Origin of the sequence: Micromonospora sp. DT48 (genome assembly GCF_049844495.1) — a bacterium.
In the GTDB taxonomy this organism is placed as follows: Bacteria; Actinomycetota; Actinomycetes; order Mycobacteriales; family Micromonosporaceae; genus Micromonospora.
Map to the genome: position 1 here is coordinate 415,591 of NZ_JBNCLE010000005.1, position 16,134 is coordinate 431,724.

General features: G+C 71.5%; 17 protein-coding genes. 7 read left to right on the plus strand and 10 right to left on the minus strand.

Annotated features, from left to right (window positions below):
- Nucleotides 1-3 precede the first annotated feature (3 nt).
- Entirely contained in the window at nucleotides 4-1,014 is a 1,011-nt protein-coding gene (sigB, locus tag ACLQ2S_RS04950; protein ID WP_305070127.1) for an RNA polymerase sigma factor SigB, read from the minus strand.
- Between the two features lie 285 nt (nucleotides 1,015-1,299).
- Between sigB and ACLQ2S_RS04955 the strand changes: the two genes are divergently transcribed.
- Entirely contained in the window at nucleotides 1,300-2,088 is a 789-nt protein-coding gene (locus tag ACLQ2S_RS04955; RefSeq protein ID WP_309222819.1) for a sporulation protein, read from the plus strand.
- Nucleotides 2,089-2,144: 56 nt separating this feature from the next.
- Here ACLQ2S_RS04955 and dtd read toward each other — a convergent pair whose 3' ends face one another.
- Together dtd and ACLQ2S_RS04965 are read right to left on the minus strand one after the other, a co-directional pair.
- Complete coding sequence (gene dtd / locus ACLQ2S_RS04960) at nucleotides 2,145-2,567, minus strand: D-aminoacyl-tRNA deacylase (RefSeq protein WP_155215560.1); 423 nt, start codon at nucleotides 2,565-2,567, stop codon at nucleotides 2,145-2,147.
- Nucleotides 2,567-4,051, minus strand: coding sequence for a DUF7059 domain-containing protein (locus ACLQ2S_RS04965; protein ID WP_425701197.1), 1,485 nt, complete (start codon nucleotides 4,049-4,051; stop codon nucleotides 2,567-2,569). Before ACLQ2S_RS04965 ends, dtd begins: the two co-directional genes overlap by 1 nt.
- A 175-nt stretch (nucleotides 4,052-4,226) precedes the next feature.
- On the opposite strand from ACLQ2S_RS04965, the gene ACLQ2S_RS04970 reads away from it, so the two are divergent.
- Complete coding sequence (locus ACLQ2S_RS04970; protein ID WP_155215559.1) at nucleotides 4,227-5,447, plus strand: S8 family peptidase; 1,221 nt, start codon at nucleotides 4,227-4,229, stop codon at nucleotides 5,445-5,447.
- Between the two features lie 122 nt (nucleotides 5,448-5,569).
- Here ACLQ2S_RS04970 and ACLQ2S_RS04975 read toward each other — a convergent pair whose 3' ends face one another.
- From ACLQ2S_RS04975 to ACLQ2S_RS04985, 3 genes are all read right to left on the minus strand, one after another.
- Nucleotides 5,570-6,643 (minus strand): ABC transporter ATP-binding protein, encoded by a 1,074-nt coding sequence (locus ACLQ2S_RS04975; RefSeq protein WP_425701198.1) that lies wholly within the window; start codon nucleotides 6,641-6,643, stop codon nucleotides 5,570-5,572.
- A gap of 75 nt (nucleotides 6,644-6,718) precedes the next feature.
- On the minus strand, nucleotides 6,719-8,227 hold the full coding sequence (locus tag ACLQ2S_RS04980; RefSeq protein ID WP_375335311.1) for an ABC transporter permease: 1,509 nt from the start codon (nucleotides 8,225-8,227) through the stop codon (nucleotides 6,719-6,721).
- Nucleotides 8,228-8,319: 92 nt separating this feature from the next.
- A complete protein-coding gene (locus tag ACLQ2S_RS04985; RefSeq protein ID WP_309222817.1) occupies nucleotides 8,320-9,375 on the minus strand; it encodes an iron ABC transporter substrate-binding protein in 1,056 nt (351 codons plus the stop codon).
- 117 nt (nucleotides 9,376-9,492) lie between these two features.
- On the opposite strand from ACLQ2S_RS04985, the gene ACLQ2S_RS04990 reads away from it, so the two are divergent.
- Entirely contained in the window at nucleotides 9,493-10,065 is a 573-nt protein-coding gene (locus tag ACLQ2S_RS04990) for an HhH-GPD-type base excision DNA repair protein (RefSeq protein WP_155215556.1), read from the plus strand.
- Nucleotides 10,066-10,137: 72 nt separating this feature from the next.
- On the opposite strand, the gene ACLQ2S_RS04995 is transcribed toward ACLQ2S_RS04990, so the two are convergent.
- Together ACLQ2S_RS04995 and ACLQ2S_RS05000 are read right to left on the minus strand one after the other, a co-directional pair.
- Complete coding sequence (locus ACLQ2S_RS04995; RefSeq protein ID WP_155215555.1) at nucleotides 10,138-10,449, minus strand: hypothetical protein; 312 nt, start codon at nucleotides 10,447-10,449, stop codon at nucleotides 10,138-10,140.
- A 2-nt stretch (nucleotides 10,450-10,451) separates the two neighbouring features.
- The gene (locus ACLQ2S_RS05000; RefSeq protein ID WP_309222816.1) at nucleotides 10,452-10,751 is read right to left on the minus strand and encodes a hypothetical protein; all 300 of its coding nucleotides are present in this window, start codon (nucleotides 10,749-10,751) and stop codon (nucleotides 10,452-10,454) included.
- A gap of 107 nt (nucleotides 10,752-10,858) precedes the next feature.
- Here ACLQ2S_RS05000 and ACLQ2S_RS05005 point away from each other — a divergent pair, with 107 nt between their 5' ends.
- Complete coding sequence (locus ACLQ2S_RS05005; protein WP_309222815.1) at nucleotides 10,859-11,221, plus strand: DUF3099 domain-containing protein; 363 nt, start codon at nucleotides 10,859-10,861, stop codon at nucleotides 11,219-11,221.
- A gap of 11 nt (nucleotides 11,222-11,232) precedes the next feature.
- Here the strand turns inward: ACLQ2S_RS05005 and ACLQ2S_RS05010 are convergent, their stop codons facing one another.
- Nucleotides 11,233-12,144, minus strand: a complete 912-nt coding sequence (locus tag ACLQ2S_RS05010; RefSeq protein WP_425701199.1) for a carbohydrate kinase family protein — start codon at nucleotides 12,142-12,144, stop codon at nucleotides 11,233-11,235.
- On the minus strand, nucleotides 12,141-13,076 hold the full coding sequence (locus ACLQ2S_RS05015) for a pseudouridine-5'-phosphate glycosidase (RefSeq protein ID WP_309222813.1): 936 nt from the start codon (nucleotides 13,074-13,076) through the stop codon (nucleotides 12,141-12,143). Before ACLQ2S_RS05015 ends, ACLQ2S_RS05010 begins: the two co-directional genes overlap by 4 nt.
- A gap of 88 nt (nucleotides 13,077-13,164) precedes the next feature.
- Between ACLQ2S_RS05015 and ACLQ2S_RS05020 the strand changes: the two genes are divergently transcribed.
- The 3 genes from ACLQ2S_RS05020 (at nucleotide 13,165) to ACLQ2S_RS05030 (ending at nucleotide 15,998) form a co-directional block, all read left to right on the plus strand.
- Complete coding sequence (locus ACLQ2S_RS05020; RefSeq protein ID WP_169598685.1) at nucleotides 13,165-13,383, plus strand: DUF3039 domain-containing protein; 219 nt, start codon at nucleotides 13,165-13,167, stop codon at nucleotides 13,381-13,383.
- Nucleotides 13,384-13,422: 39 nt separating this feature from the next.
- Nucleotides 13,423-14,076 carry a trimeric intracellular cation channel family protein gene (locus ACLQ2S_RS05025; protein WP_309222812.1) on the plus strand — a complete coding sequence of 218 codons (654 nt, stop codon included), beginning with the start codon at nucleotides 13,423-13,425 and terminating at the stop codon, nucleotides 14,074-14,076.
- Between the two features lie 191 nt (nucleotides 14,077-14,267).
- On the plus strand, nucleotides 14,268-15,998 hold the full coding sequence (locus ACLQ2S_RS05030; RefSeq protein WP_309222811.1) for a DEAD/DEAH box helicase: 1,731 nt from the start codon (nucleotides 14,268-14,270) through the stop codon (nucleotides 15,996-15,998).
- The last annotated feature ends 136 nt before the right edge of the window (nucleotides 15,999-16,134 follow it).

The following is a 16,134-nucleotide window of genomic DNA, read 5'->3' on the forward strand; positions in this document are numbered from 1 at the left end:
AGCTCAGCAGGCGTACGCCTCCAACCGCTGGGCGCGCTCGGGTGCCCGCAGCTTCAGCAGCGTCACCTTCTCGATCTGCCGGATCCGCTCACGGGAGAGGCCGAACTCCCGACCGACCTCGTCCAGGGTGCGCTGGCGGCCGTCGTCGAGGCCGAACCGCAGCCGGATGACGGCCTGCTCGCGCTGCGAGAGCGTGGCCAACACGATGCTCACCTCGTTACGCAGCTCGCCCTGGGCTGCCGCGTCGCCGGGCCCGGCGGCCGGGTCGACGGCGGCGACGAAGTCACCGAGGGCGCTCTCACCGTCCTCGCCGACAGCCTGGTCCAGACTCACCGGCTCCCGGTCGTACGAGATCAGCTCGATCACCTGGATCTCGGGCACGTCGAGCACCTTGGCCACCTCGGCGACGGTGGGCTCCCGACCCAGCGACACCGCCAGCTCGCGCCGGGCGCGGACCATCCGGTTCACCTGCTCGACCATGTGGACCGGGATGCGGATGGTGCGGGCCTGGTCTGCCATGGCGCGGGTGATGGCCTGGCGGATCCACCAGGTGGCGTAGGTGGAGAACTTGTAGCCCTTGGTGTAGTCGAATTTCTCGACGGCGCGGATGAGGCCGAGGTTGCCTTCCTGGATGAGGTCGAGGAAGGCCATGCCACGGCCGGTGTAGCGCTTGGCAATGCTGACCACCAGGCGCAGATTCGCCTCCAGCAGGTGGTCTTTCGCGGCCCGGCCCTGTCGTGCGATCAGTTCCAGGTCGGCGCGCAACTCTGCGGAAACCGGGACGCAGGTGTTCAGTTTCTCCTCGGCGAACAGGCCGGCCTCGATGCGCTTGGCCAGGTCCACCTCCTGCACCGCGGTGAGCAGCTTCGTCCGACCGATGCCGTTCAAATATGCCCGGACCAGATCGGTGGAGACACCGCGTTCGTCGGTGGCGTCCAGATCGGTCAGGGTGTCGACGCCGTACTCCGCGTTGGTGCCGGCGTTCGTCCGGTACTCCGTCATCTGCTGAGCCATCTCAGTCTCTCCCCGTGTCCACGTCCATGCCGTGTCCGCCCGGCCAGTTGCGCCGGTGACAAACAGCTTGGCGTTCGGGGCGTAAAACGGGAGTGAGGCGATCGGGGAACCGACAGTCTTTGCGAGACGATCGGACACTGGCGGTGGTCTTTGCGTCAGCATTCGGTGACGTGGTTGGTTTGGCGGTTCGTCGATGTCGGCTTGTCGACGCCGATTACCGTGCCACCGGTCGGCCGTGGGGCCGGCGTAACCGCCCGATGCGGGCGACGAACGACGGAGGCAGAAGTGGTCTTCAAACGGCTCATGCAGGCGATGGGAGTTGGCGGCCCGTCAGTGGAGACGGTGCTGTCGAATCCGAACTGCCGGCCGGGGGGCCATCTGGAGGGCACCATCGCGGTCACCGGCGGCGACCACGGGGTCGACGTGACCTACGTCGCCCTGGGGCTGCTCACCCGGGTGGAGGTGGAGAGCGGCGACAACGAGTACGTCACCAACCAGGAGTTCCAGCGCCAGCAGGTCACCGGCGCGTTCCGGCTGGAGGCGGGGCAGCGCTACGACATCCCGTTCCGGTTCGAGGTGCCGTGGGAGACGCCGCTCACCGAGATGTACGGGCAACATCTGCACGGGATGACGATGGGTCTGCGTACCGAGTTGGAGGTGGCCCGCGCGGTCGACAAGGGTGACCTGGACGCGGTGGCGGTGCATCCGCTGCCTGCCCAGGAGCAGCTGTTGGAGGCGCTGCTGCGGCTCGGTTTCCGGTTCTCGCGAGCCGACGTGGAGCGTGGCCACATCTACGGTGTCCACCAGAAGTTGCCGTTCTACCAGGAAATCGAGTTCTACCCGCCGCCGCAGTACGCGGGCGCGATGAACCAACTGGAGGTCACCTTCGTCACCGACCCCCGGCAGGTGCAGGTGGTGCTGGAACTGGACAAGCGCGGCGGGTTGTTCACCGAGGGCCGCGACGTCTTCGGTCGCTTCGCCGTGGAGCACGCCTCGGCGGCGAACACCGACTGGGCCGCCCAGCTCGACAGCTGGCTGCGGCAGTCGCTGCAACGCCGCGGCCTCTTCGGCTGAACCCCGCGCCCGGCACACAGTGGTCGGAGCCGGTCACTGACCTGTGTCCGGTGGCCTCACAGGTCGAGGAGGATGGTTCGGGGGCCGATGTTCACGCTCTCCACCAGCATGTGCGCGCGGAACCGGCCGGTGGCGACCGTCGCGCCGCGCCGGCGCAGCTCCCGGACCACCTCCTCGATCAGCGGCTCCGCCACCTCCGCCGGCGCGGCCGCGGTCCAGGTCGGCCGACGACCCTTGCGGGCATCGCCGTAGAGGGTGAACTGACTGACCACCAGGATCGGCGCGGCGACGTCCGCCGCCGATCGCTCGCCGTCGAGGATGCGTAACTCGTGCACCTTGCGGGCCATCGTCCGGGCGATCTCCGGGGTGTCGGTGTGGGTCACTCCGAGCAACACCAGCAACCCGTCGTCGACCGCGCCGACCACCTCGCCGTCGACGGTCACGCTGGCCCGACCGACGGTCTGCACCACCGCCCGCATCAGGTCACCACCGGCGTGACGAAACCCCGCTCCACCAGGTGCGCCACGATCGGCCCGGCCGCCTCGGCCAGTTCCTCCGTGGTCACGTCGTGGGCGGCGGCGAGCAGCGCCAGCTGGTCCCGCAGCGGCAACCGGCCGTCGGCCCCGCCCACCAGGGCCAGCACCAGCGGGTCGATCTCCTCGCTCCAACGCAGCCCGTCGGGCATGGCGAGGACCTGCCGTTCCACCGCCCAACCGTCGGATCCCATCGTCGCCTCCTGACGTAGTTGGAGCCCGTCGGCGGCCTGGTAACGCGCGGCCAACAGACCGTCGGTGTCCCGCCCGCGCAGCCAGTCCTGCCGGTCGAACCACTCGGCGATCCGATCACCCATCGGCGGCTGTACGCGTTGGCGCAGGTCCTCCACCCGCAGCACCGGGTCGTCGTGGTCGCTACGGCGCAGCGAGACGATGCCGAAGCCGATCGCCTCCACCTTGTGCGCGTCGAACCAGTCGAGCCACTCGGCCATCCGTTGCGGGTCGGCGGCCTCACCGACGTCGGTCAGCCACAGGTTGACGTACGCCATCGGGTCGGCGACCTCGCGCTGGATGACCCAGGCGTCCAGGCCGGTGCCGTCGAACCAGCCGGCGACCCGCTCGCCCCAGTCCTCGCCGGTCACGTGCACCCAGTTGGCGAGGTACTGCATGGTGCCGCCCTCGGTGAGCAGCCCCGGTGCGGCGGCGGCCAGCTCGGCGCCGATCGCGTCGCCGACCCGGCCGGAGTCGCGGTAGACGTGCGTGGTGGTGCCGGGCCCGACCACGAAGGGCGGGTTGCTCACCACGAGGTCGAACCGGCGGCCGGCGACCGGAGCCACCATGTCACCGTGCAGCAGTTCCCAGTCCTGGCCGTTGAGGGCGGCGGTGGTGGCGGCGAAGCGCAGCGCGCGTCGGGACACGTCGGTGGCGGTGACCTGCCGGGCGTGAGTGCCCAGGTGCAGCGCCTGCACACCGGATCCGGTGCCCAGGTCCAGCGCGGTGTCGACCGGCCGTCGTAGCGCGGCGCCGATCATCGTCTGCGTCGCCCCGCCGATGCCGAGCACGTGTTCGGCGTGCAGTGGACGGCCGGGGCGGGCGCTGGCCGGCACGTCCGCGAGGACCCACCAGTCGTCGCCGTACGGCTCCAGGTCGAGTCCCATCCGCAGCCCGTCGTCGTGCCGTTCGACGAGTCCGGCGGCGAGCGCGTCGGACAGTGGCAGCGGAGCCAGTGTGGCGGCGACCGCCTCCTCCGGCTCGGTCTGCTCACAGATGAACACCCGGATCAGGGTGGCGAGGGGATCCCGGTCGGCGGTGGCCCGCAGCGCGGCCCGGAAGTCGTTGCGGGCGACCCCGCCGGTCGCCTGCGCGCCGAGCCGCGCGGCGATGCCGTTGGCGGTGAAGTCGGCTCGCGTCAACGCGGTCCGTAACGCGTCGACTCCGGCGGGGGAGAGCAGCATGTCGTGTCCGTCCACACCGTCATCCTGCCTGGTGGCGACGGGGTGACGGGCATCGGCCGTGACATTGAAAACCAATCGACGAACATCCCTGTCATATTCATCGATCTAGCGCTAGCATCTCTCCAACTCAGTCCAGGGTGCGGACCGCCCGGCCAGAAGCCCGGTCGGCCGCCCAGGTAAGGGAGGCACCATGTCCTCAGGGTCTACCGCGCGACGGCAGTTCATCCGGGCGCTCGCCGTCGTCGCCACCGCGGCGGCCGTCTCGGCGGCCGGCACCACCGCGGCCGTCGCCGCACCCACCGGGGAAATCCTCGGGGCCGGCGCGTCGAACGCGGTCAGCGGGAGCTACCTCGTCGTCCTGAACACCGACGCCGTCGGTGCCGCCGGGTCGTCGAAGGCCCGCTCCGCCGTTCCGGACCGGGCGAAGACCCTGGTCAAGCGGTACGGGGGCACCGTCTCCGACACCTACAGCGCCGCGCTGACCGGCTTCGCGGCCAAGATGACCGCCACCCAGGCGGCGCGGCTCGCGGCCAACCCGGCGGTGGCCTACGTGGAGCAGGACCAGGTGGTCAGCATCCAGGCGACCCAGACCAACGCCCCCTGGGGCCTGGACCGGATCGACCAGCGGAACCGGCCGCTGAACGGCACCTTCACCTACCCGAACACCGCCTCGAACGTGCGGGCGTACATCATCGACACGGGCATCCGGACCAGCCACAACCAGTTCGGCGGCCGGGCCACCTGGGGCACCAACACGGTGGACCGCAACAACACCGACTGCAACGGTCACGGCACCCACGTCGCCGGCACCGTCGGTGGCTCGACGTACGGCGTGGCCAAGGGTGTCCGTCTGATCGCGGTGAAGGTGCTCAACTGCTCCGGCGGCGGTACCACCACCAGCGTGGTCAACGGCGTGAACTGGGTGACCGCCAACGCGGTGAAGCCGGCCGTGGCGAACATGAGCCTCGGCGGCGGCGCCAGCACCTCCATCGACAACGCCGTGCGCAACTCGATCGCCTCGGGCGTCACCTACGCCGTCGCGGCGGGCAACTCCAGCGCCAACGCCTGCAACTACTCGCCGGCCCGGACCTCGACCGCGATCACCGTCGGCTCGACCACCAACACCGACGCCCGCTCCTCGTTCTCCAACTACGGCTCGTGCGTGCACATCTTCGCGCCGGGTTCGAGCATCGCGTCGGCCTGGCACACCAGCAACACCGCGACCAACACGATCAGCGGTACCTCGATGGCCTCGCCGCACGTGGCCGGTGCCGCCGCCCTCGTGCTCGGCGCCAACCCCTCCTACTCGCCCGCCCAGGTCAAGAGCTACCTGGTCAACAACGCCACCACCGGTGTGGTGTCCAACCCGGGCAGCGGCTCCCCGAACCGCCTGCTGTTCGTGGTCAACTGACCTGACCTGACCTGACCTGACGTGAACCGGCCCGGCGGACGATCCACACCGATCCGCCGGGCCGCTTCGCGTCGTCGCCGCGCGGGGGCGCCGCTGCGGTGACCCCGGCCTCGCCCGGGTCCTCACCCGGCCAGGCGCACCGGGGCGGGAGATGGACGGCCGGGGGCCGGGTCGGTCGGGAAGGCCCGAGCCGCACCCTCCACGCGTACCGTCACCTGGCTTCCCAGGGCCACGGCGGCATCGCCGTCGAGGATCCGCGCGGTGATCCGGGTTCCGTCGGGCAGCCCGAGACCGACCAGCGCGTCGTGACCGTGGAAGTCGTGGCGAAGGACGGTCGCGGCGACACCGCCGGTGCCCGTCGTCAGGCGGACCTGCTCGGGACGTACCAGTGCGGTGACCGGACCGTCGGGCACCGCACCGGCGAGCGGCACCTCACCCAGCGCGGTCCGCGCGACGCCCTGCTCGACGACCGCCGGCAGCAGCACCGCGTCGCCGACGAACTCGGCCACCCAGAGGTTGACCGGCTCGCGGTACACCGAGGCCGGTGCGGCGGCCTGGACCACTCGCCCCTCGCGGAGCACCACCACCTGGTCGGCGACCGACAGCGCCTCACCCTGGTCGTGGGTGACGAGCACACCGGTCGCGCCGTCGGCGCGCAGCGCGTCACGGACGTCGTGGCGCAGCCCCGCGCGCAGGCCCGCGTCGAGGGCGCTGAACGGCTCGTCCAACAGCACCACCGCCGGCCGGGGTGCCAGGGCGCGGGCGACCGCCACCCGTTGCTGCTGCCCGCCGGAGAGCTGATGCGGCATCCGGTCGCCGAGCCCGGCCAGCCCGACGAGGGTCAGCACCTCATCGACCCGGTCCGAACGTCGGGCCGCCCGGTCGAGGCCGTAGCCGACGTTGTCCGCCACGCTCAGGTGTGGGAAGAGGGCACCCTCCTGCGGCACCACCGCGATGTTGCGTCGGTGCGCCGGTAGGTGTCGTCCGCCGCCCGCCACCAGCGCGCCGTCGATGCGGATCTCCCCGGCGTCCAGCCGCTCGAAACCGGCCAGGCAGCGCAGCAGGGTGGTCTTTCCGCAACCGGACGGGCCGAGGACGGCGGTCAGTTGGCCCGACGGTACGGCCAGGTCCACCCCGGCGAGGGCGGACACCCGGCCGTACCGCTTGATCACGCCACTGACCACGACCTCACTCATGTCGGCCTCCACTTCGCTGCGTTCCGACCCGGGACGGCGGCACGCTGTGCCGACGGTTCGCTGGCTGATGTGCGGTCATGGCCGCTCCTCCCGGTCGAGCAGCCCGCTGCGGGCGACCAGCCACCAGGTGGGCAGGGCCGAGACCACCACCAACAGCACGGCATAGGGTGCCGCCGCCGCGTAGGCGCCGACCGCCGTGCTGGTCCACAACTCGGTGGCCAGGGTGTCCGTGCCGGTGGGACGCAGCAGCAGGGTGGCGGGAAGCTCCTTCATGCCGGTGAGGAACACCAGCGCCGCTCCGGCGCCGATGCCCGGCAGGATCAGCGGCAGGGTCACCGTCCGCAGGACCGTCCACGGCCCGCGACCGAGTGAGCGCGCCACCTCCTCCAGCCGGGCGGGGGACTGGGCGGCGGCACTGGCCACCGCGCCGACCGCCAGCGGCAGGAACAGCGTGGCGTACGCCAGGGCCAGCAACCACCGGGTCTGGTAGAGCGGATACGCCACGTTGATCCCGAAGAAGATCAGGGAGAGCCCGACGACCACACCGGGCAGCGCGTAACCGAGGTACGCCAACCGGTCCAGCGCGGTCGTCAGCGGGCCCGGCGCACGGGCCGCGAGCAGGCCGAGGGGCAGCGCCAGCAGCATGGTCAACGCGGCACCGGCCAGCGACACGGTCAGCGAGTTCCCGGCGGCGGTGAGCACCTCGGGCAGCGCGCCCGGGCGGGACGTGCCGGCGACGAGCCGCCGCCCCAGACTGACCGCCGGCACACCCAGCGCCAGTACGGCGACAGCGAGCAGAGCGGCGATGGCCGGCCAGCGCGCCGGACCGAGCGACAACCGGGGCACCGGACGGCGCGCGCCGGAAAGTCGTGCGTACTGGGCTCCGCGACGGCGGGTGGCGGTCTCGCCGGCCAGCAGCAGCACGGTCAGCGCGACCAGCACGCTGGAGAGCACCAACGCCCCGGTGCGGTCGAAGCCCAGTTCGAGGGCGACGAAGATGGCTCGGGTGAAGGTCTCCGCGCGCAGGATGGAAACCGCGCCGAAGTCGGAGAGCACGTACAGCGCGACCAGCAACGCCCCGGCGGCGGTGGCGGGCCGGATCTGTCGCAGCGTGACGGCGGTGAAGGTGCGCCACCCACCGCGCCCCAGGGACCGGGACACCTCCTCCTGCGCGGGATCCGCCCCGCGTAGCGCGGCGGCCACCGGCAGCAGCACGTATGGATAGGAACAGAGGGTGAGGACCAGGGCCGCCGGCCAGAAGCCCTCCAGCCGGGGAGCGGCCGAGACCCAGGCGAACGCGGCGATGTAGGTGGGGACCGCCAGCGGTAGCGCTGCCAGCACGGCGAACAGCCGCCGTGCGGGAAGGTCGGTACGGGTGACCAGGAAGGCGGTGCCGACGCCGAGCAGTACGCAGGCGATCGTGACCACGCCGGCCAACCCGAGACTGCGTAGGGCGAGTAGACCGACCCGCTCGGTCCAGAGTTCGGCGACGATGCGGTCCCCGCCGGCCTCGGCGGTGCGTACCCCGAGGTAGGCGAGCGGGATCAGGGCCACCGCCACGGCGGCGGTGGAGGCGGCCAACAGCGCGGGGCGGGGGGCCAGCCGTGGTAGCCGGCCGGAGACGACCGACAGGGCCGACCGGATACCGGGCGGCCCTGCGGTGGTCGGCGGAGTGGTCAGGGGACCAGCCCCGAATTCTTGATCATGGTCACGGTGGCGTCCAGCGTGTCGAGGTCGTTCAGGTCGACCTCGGGCACGGACAGGTCGGCCAGCGGCGGCACGTACGCCGGACCCGGCACACCGGAGATCACCGGGTACTCGAACGTCTGCTCGGCGAAGTAGGTCTGCGACTCCGTGCTGAGCAGGAAGTCCACGAACTGCTGCACGTCCGGGTCGGTGGCGGCACCCTTGAGCACGCCCACGCCGGCCACGTTGACCAGGGCGCCGGTGTCGCCGCCGGGGAAGAAGTGCAGCTTGGCCTTGAGCTGCTCCGGGGTGGTGCCCTGCTCCTTGGCGAGCTCACCGAGGTAGTAGTGGTTGACCAGGCCGACCGCCACGACGCCGTTGTTCACGTCTTCGACGATCTTGCCGTTGCCGTCGCGGATCTGCGGATCGTTGGCCCGGAGCCCGGCCAGGAACTCCTCCGCCCGGGCGTCACCGTGCTGCACCCGGATCGCGGTGACGAACGCCTGGAACGAGGCGTTGGTCGGGGCCACCGCGACCTTGCCCTTCCAGGCCGGATCGACCAGGTCGAAGACGGACCTGGGCAACTGGTCGGCCGGGACCAGATCGGGGTTGTAGATCAGGACCCGCGCTCGGGCGCTCACGCCGACCCACTCGCCGGAGCCCGCCCGGTAGGTCTGCGGCACCTGGGACGTGGTCGCCTCGGGCAGCGTGCTGAACATCCCCCGCTTGGCGACGGTGCCGAGGGCGCCTGCGTCCTGCGCGAAGAACACGTCGGCCGGGGACTTGTCGCCCTCTTCGACGAGTTGGGCGGCGAGCTGCGCGGTGCTGGCGTACCGCGGCTGCACGGTGATGCCGGTCTGCGCGGTGAACTTCTCCAGCAGTGGCGCGACCAGCTTCTCACTGCGTCCGCTGTAGACGGTGATCTGCTTGTCGCCCTTGTCGTCGGATCCGGCATTCTCGTCCCCGCCCGAACCACAGGCGGCCAAGCCGAGAACGAGCAGGCTGGCGGTGAGCAAAGCGCCTGTGGCGCGATGGGTGACTGGCACGGTGAACCCCTCTTCCGGTCAAGACGACCGACGGGAAGTTAGCACAGGCTTACCTAACTTGTCATCGTGTGAGTGGCGGATCCCGCCCCACCCCCCGCGACCAGGCAGGATGTGGGCATGACACTCGTACTGCCCATCGACCCGGAGGCGAACCGACTACTGACCCGCGACCCGTTGGCCCTGCTGATCGGCATGGTGCTCGACCAGCAGGTCTCGATGGAGAAGGCGTTCTCCTCGCCTTACGTGCTGGCCGAGCGGCTCGGCCACGACCTGGACGCCCGGGAATTGGCCGAGTTCGACCCGGAAGCCCTGGTGGCGATCTTCGCCCGACCGCCCGCGTTGCACCGGTTCCCCAAGGCGATGGCGGCCCGCGTACAGCAGGTCTGTCGGGTGTTGGTCGAGCGCTACGACGGCGACGCCGCCCACCTGTGGGCGGACCTGGAGGACGGCCGTGACCTGCTCAAGCGGGTCACCGCCCTGCCCGGATTCGGTCGGCAGAAGGCACAGATCTTCGTCGCGCTGCTCGGCAAGCGCTTCGACGTGCGACCGCCGGGCTGGCGGGAGGCGGCCGGCGACTACGGCGATCCGGATGCCCACCGGTCCGTCGCCGATGTCACCGATGCCGAGTCACTGCGCCTGGTTCGGGAGTACAAACAGCAGATGAAGGCGGCGAAGGCGAGCGCGGGCTGACCCGCCACCGCATCAGGTCCGAGCATGCCAGCTGGCGATCCACGCAGGTCGGTGTGCGGGACCGGCGTCAGGTCAGGCGGCGCTCGGGTGGGCGAGGGAGGCGATCGCCCGCCGGACGTCGGCCAGCGAGACGGTCGCCGAGTCGTCCAGGTCGGCCAAGCCCGCCTCGATCCACTGCCGCATCAACGTCGTCACGCCGATGCCTCGGGCGTCGGCGGCGGCCCGGACCCGTTCGTACGTCTCCAGGGGCAGCCGGACCGACCGGCTGACCATCGGAGTCTCGGTGTCGGGGACCGGCAACTCCACCGCCTGACTCTCGTCGATCAGATCGGCGATCCGGTCGCCGCCGCCGTGGAACTGCTTGGTCGCGTCGTGACGGTTCATCGTCACCGCCTCCTCGTCTCCGGAGATTTCCGCACGGCCTCGTCGTAGCGTTTGGCCTCGACGTCGCTCAACTCGCGGGCGGCGAGCACGTCCCAGTCGTTGTCGACGCCGTCGGCCTCGGCGAGCAGCACGGCCACCCGGCGGCCACGGGCGGTGGGGGCGTAGACCACCATCACGTCGTCACCGAGATGGCGCATCACCCGCCGGTCGCTGTGCAGCGCCTCCCAGACTTCCCCCGGCGTGACGTCGTAGACCCGCAGATTGGCCAACGCCTCGTCGGTGAAGCTGAACCTGCTGCCCACGCGGCGAGCGTACCACGCACGTAACACGAATCCCCCGTCGACGAATTTCGTCGCTCACCCGGTGTGGGTGACAGGATGGGGGTGACCCCTCCGGAGGAGGTAACACGGTGAAGCGTCAGGCGTACCAGCCGATCCTCATCACCGACGCCTCGCGCAGCCAGGACGATCAGTTGACCAGTCGGCAGCGGCGTTACGTCGTGATGATGGGTGTCCGCGTCGCCTGCGTGATCGCCGGTGCCGTCCTGGTCGGCGTGGGAGCACCCATGCTCTGGCTCTGGCTGCCCCTGGTCGCGCTGGGCAGCGTGCTCATCCCGTGGCTCGCGGTGCTGCTGGCCAACGACCGGCCACCCAAGGAGCAGCACCGCCTGGCGAACCGCTTCTCGGCACGATCGGCCACCGAGGCGGCGCCGCCCCCGATGAGCCTCAGCGCCGAGGAGCGGCCACACAAGATCATCGACGCCGAGCCCTGACCGTCGGCAGCTCAGCGAGCCGGTCGGGCACCGACCTGCGTCACCGCCGCGGCACCGAGATCCGCCGCCCGGGCCAGGGCCGCCGCCGGCGTCGCCCCGGATAGCCAGGCGGCCAGCAGGCCCGCCGCGAAGGCGTCACCGGCTCCGGTCACGTCTCGCACCGTCACCCGGTGGGCCGGTGAGGTGATGATCGCGGCGTCGCGGTCGACCCAGATCGCACCGGCAGAGCCGCGCTTGACCACCACGCGACGAGCCGTGGCGACCAGCGCCCGCCCCTGCGCCGCCGGTTCGAGCCCCCCGGCCAGCACCGTGGCCTCGTCGACGTTGACCAGCAGCAGGTCGACCTCGCGTACCCACTCCAGGAACGCCGCCGTCCCGGCCGCCCGCAGCGGTGCCGCCGAGGCCGCGTCGACGCTGGTGGTGAGCCCGCGCTCGCGAGCGCCGGCCAGCGCCCGCAGACCGGCTGGTCGGGACTGCGCGTCCAACAGGGTGTACCCGGACAGGTGCAGGTGCGTCGCGTCCGGTGTACCGGCCAGCGCCGCTTCCACGTGCCCGGGACTCAGCCGTACGTTGGCCCCACGCTCGGTGACCATCGTCCGTTCGTCACCGGCGGCCAGCACGATCACCGTGCCGGTGGCGGCTCCGGCGACCCGCTCCACCGCGCAGTCGACGCCGACGGCAGCCAGCTCCGCCACCCGGTCATTCCCGGCGACATCATCGCCGACCGCCCCCACCAGGGTCACCGGTACGCCCTGGGCAGCCAGCCAGGACGCGGTGTTGGCCGCCTGCCCGCCACCGGTGGACCTGATCGCCGCCGAGGTGTCGGAACCGGGCGCCAACGGTCCGGCGAGCACCGCCACCACGTCGGTGACCACGTCGCCGACGACCAGCACCCGGCCGGTGCCGCCGTGGCGTGCGTTCACGCCGACGGGTCGGCCCGGCGCTGGGCGGCGGCGACCGCGATCCGGGCGGCAAGATCGGCGTTGCGCAGAATGATCCGGACGTTGACCGCCAGGCTGGCACCCGCCGTGGCGGAGTGGAAGTGGGCGAGCAGGTACGGCGTGACGGCCTTGCCGGTCACCCCGTCGCGCTCCAGCAGGGCCAGGCCCTCGGCGAGGGTGAGGTCGTGCAGATCCGGGTCGAGCTGCTCGTCCGGAGGGAGCGGGTTGGCGACGATCAGCCCGCCGTGGTGCGCGCGGTGCTGCTCGCGGGCGGCCAGCACGTCGGCGATCTGTTCGGGGGAGTCGACCGACCAGTCGAGGTCGAAGCCGCCGTCGGTGATGAAGAAGCCCGGGAACCGGCGGGTCCGGTAGCCGACCACGGCCACTCCGAGGGTCTCCAGCCGCTCCAGCGTGGCGCCCACGTCGAGGATCGACTTCACCCCGGCGCAGACCACCGCGATTGGGGTACGGGCCAGGGTGACCAGGTCGGCCGACTCGTCGAAGGTCTGCGCCGCCTCACGGTGCACCCCGCCCAGCCCGCCGGTGGCGAACACGCCGATGCCCGCCGCGGCGGCCACGGCACTGGTCGCGGCCACGGTGGTGGCACCGTCCGCACCGGTCGCGGCAGCCACCGCGAGATCGCGTACGGAGAGTTTGGTCACACCGTCGGCGGTGGCCAGTCGGGTCAGCTCGTCGTCATCGAGCCCCACCACGAGTTCCCCGGCGACCATGCCGATGGTGGCCGGGACCGCGCCCGCGTCCCGGACGGCCTGTTCGATCTCCCGGGCGACCCGAAGATTGTCCGGCCGGGGGAGGCCGTGCGAGACGATCGTGCTCTCCAGAGCGACCACAGGGCCCTGCTCGCGCAGCGCTCGGGCCACCTCGGTGCCGTAGCGAAGATGAAAGTCGGTCACAACCGCTCACCGTACGCCCGCCACACGGGTCACCTCAGGTGGACCGGGTAAGGGTGACCTGCCAGACTTGTCAGCCGGAGGTGCAGACGTGACTACACAGGTCCTCGAACGTCCCGAGCTCAAGGACGCCGACACCGGTCCGGAGATGTTCCATTACGTCCGGAAGGAAAAGATCGCCGAGAGTGCCGTCATGGGCACCTTCGTCGTGGCGCTGTGCGGGGAGACGTTCCCGGTGACGAAGACGCCCAAACCCGGTTCGCCGGTCTGCCCGAAGTGCAAGGAGATCTACGACTCGTACCGCGAGTGAGATCCTCGGCCCGCGCGACGGCCCGCGTAACCTGCGGCGGTGACCACCTCCACCGCCCTGCTCCTGGCTGACCTGGCCGGAGTCGCGGTCTTCGCCGCCTCGGGCGCCTCCGCGGCAGTGGCCAAACGACTCGACCTGTTCGGCGTGGTCTTCGTCGGCTTCGTCGCGGCCCTCGGTGGCGGAATCGTCCGGGACCTGGTCATCGACGAGGTCCCACCGCTGGCCTTCGGCGACTGGCGCTACGCGGGGACCGCTGCGGCGACCGCTGCGGCGATCTTCTGGCTGCATCCGCAGTTCGCCCGGCTGCGCACCACCGTTCTGGTGCTGGACGCGGCCGGGCTCGGCCTGTTCACCGTCGTCGGCACCCTCAAGGCCCTCGACGCCCACGTGCCGCCGGTCGGCGCCTGCCTGATCGGCATGATCACGGCGATCGGTGGCGGACTCGTCCGCGACCTGCTCACCGGCGAGATCCCGGTGGTCCTGCGGCGGGAGATCTACGCCGTCGCGTCGCTGGTCGGTTCGATCATGGTGGTGCTGCTCAACGCCCTCGGCCACACCGGGCCGATCCCGCTCACCGCCGCAGCCGTGCTGGTCTTCGGCGTACGCCTGGTGGCCCTGCGGCGGCGCTGGTCGGCGCCGGTGGCGACGACGCGTCCGCCGCACACCGGACTGTCCGGGCCGTCGCCGGAGTGAACCCTCAGTGGCGAAGGGCACCCGTGACGGGTGTGGCGTCGCGTCGGCACCCCAGCGGGCCCTGGTTATGCTGAGTCGGCCTTCGCGGCTCGGCTGCGCGGAGGCATTTTCGTGGGGCGACCGCCATCGCCCGGCCCGGGTCCGCGGGCCTGCGGCCGGGACATCCCGTTCGGCCGGAGAGGAGCGAACACGTGGCAGTCCGGACGCCGGCACTCGAAACGTTTCCGCCCCTGCGCGCCTGGCAGCGCAAGGCCCTGGTGGAGTACCTGCGTCGGCGCAGCGAGGACTTCACGGCGGTCGCCACCCCGGGGGCCGGCAAGACCACCTTCGCCCTGCGGATCGCCGCCGAACTGCTCGCCGACGGCAGCGTCGAGGCGGTCACGGTGGTCGCGCCGACCGAGCACCTGAAGACGCAGTGGGCGGAGTCCGCCGCTCGGGTGGGCATCCAACTCGACGCCGCGTTCCGCAACGCCGACCTGCACTCCTCGGCGGACTTCCACGGTGCGGTCGTCACCTACGCGCAGGTCGGGATGGCCCCACAGGTGCACCGGCGGCGCACCATGACCCGACGCACCCTGGTCATCCTCGACGAGATCCACCACGCCGGTGACTCGCGTACCTGGGGTGACGGGGTGAAGGCGGCCTTCGAGCCTGCGGTACGCCGCCTGATGCTGACCGGCACGCCCTTCCGCTCCGACGACAACCCCATCCCGTTCGTCAGCTACGAGCGGGGCGACGACGGCCTGCTGCGCTCCCGCGCCGACTCGGTGTACGGCTACAGCGACGCGTTACGCGACGGCGTGGTACGGCCGGTGCTGTTCCTGGCGTACTCGGGGGAGACCCGGTGGCGTACCAACGCCGGGGAGGAGCTGGCGGCCCGGCTGGGCGAGCCGATGACCCAGGATCTCATCGCCCAGGCCTGGCGTACCGCCCTGGACCCGGCCGGCGACTGGATGCCCCAGGTGCTGCGGGCGGCCGACGCCCGGCTGACCGTGCTGCGGGAGGCGGGCATGCCGGACGCGGGCGGCCTTGTCATCGCCAGCGACCAGCAGGCGGCCCGCTCGTACGCCAAGCTCATCGAGCAGGTGACGGGGGAGAAGGCGGCGGTCGTACTCTCCGACGACGTGGGCGCTTCCGCCCGGATCGCGACGTTCGCGGCGTCTCAGCAACGGTGGCTGGTGGCGGTGCGGATGGTGTCCGAAGGCGTCGACATCCCCCGGCTGGCCGTCGGCGTGTACGCGACCAGCGCCAGCACCCCGCTGTACTTCGCACAGGCGATCGGGCGTTTCGTCCGGGCCCGGCGGCCCGGGGAGACCGCGTCGGTCTTCCTGCCCAGCGTGCCGCACCTGCTCGGGCTGGCCAGCGAGATGGAGGCCGAGCGGGATCACGTGCTCGGCAAGCCCAAGGACCGCGAGGGCTTCGACGACGACCTGCTGGAGCGGGCCCAACGCGACGAGCAGGCCAGCGGCGAACTGGAGAAGCGGTTCGCCGCGCTGTCGGCCACCGCCGAACTGGACCAGGTGATCTTCGACGGCGCCTCGTTCGGTACGGCGGCCCAGGCCGGCACTCCCGAGGAAGAGGAGTACCTGGGCCTGCCCGGCCTGCTCACCTCGGAGCAGGTGGCGTCGTTGCTCGCCAAGCGGCAGGCCGACCAGCTCGCCGCCCAGCGCCGCCGGGCTGCCGAGCGGCGGACGGAGTCAGCGCCGCCCGCCTCCGCTCCGGCGGCCCCGATGAGCGCCGCCCAGCGCCGGGTGGCCCTGCGTCGGCAGCTGAACGCCCTGGTCGCGGCCCAGCACCACCGCACCGGTCAGCCCCACGGCAAGATCCATGCCGAGCTGCGCCGCATCTGCGGCGGCCCGCCCAGCGCCCAGGCCACCATCGAGCAGCTCGAAGAACGCATCGCCACCGTCCAAACCCTCTAACTTTCCCTGTTGATCAAGAAGTTTTGGGGGGGGGGGGGGGTGGGGGACCAAAAAAAGTTTGTGAAAAAAGGGGGGGGGGGGGGGGGGGGGGGGGGGGGGGGGGGGGGGTAGGGGGGGGGGGGGGCGGAGGGGGGTG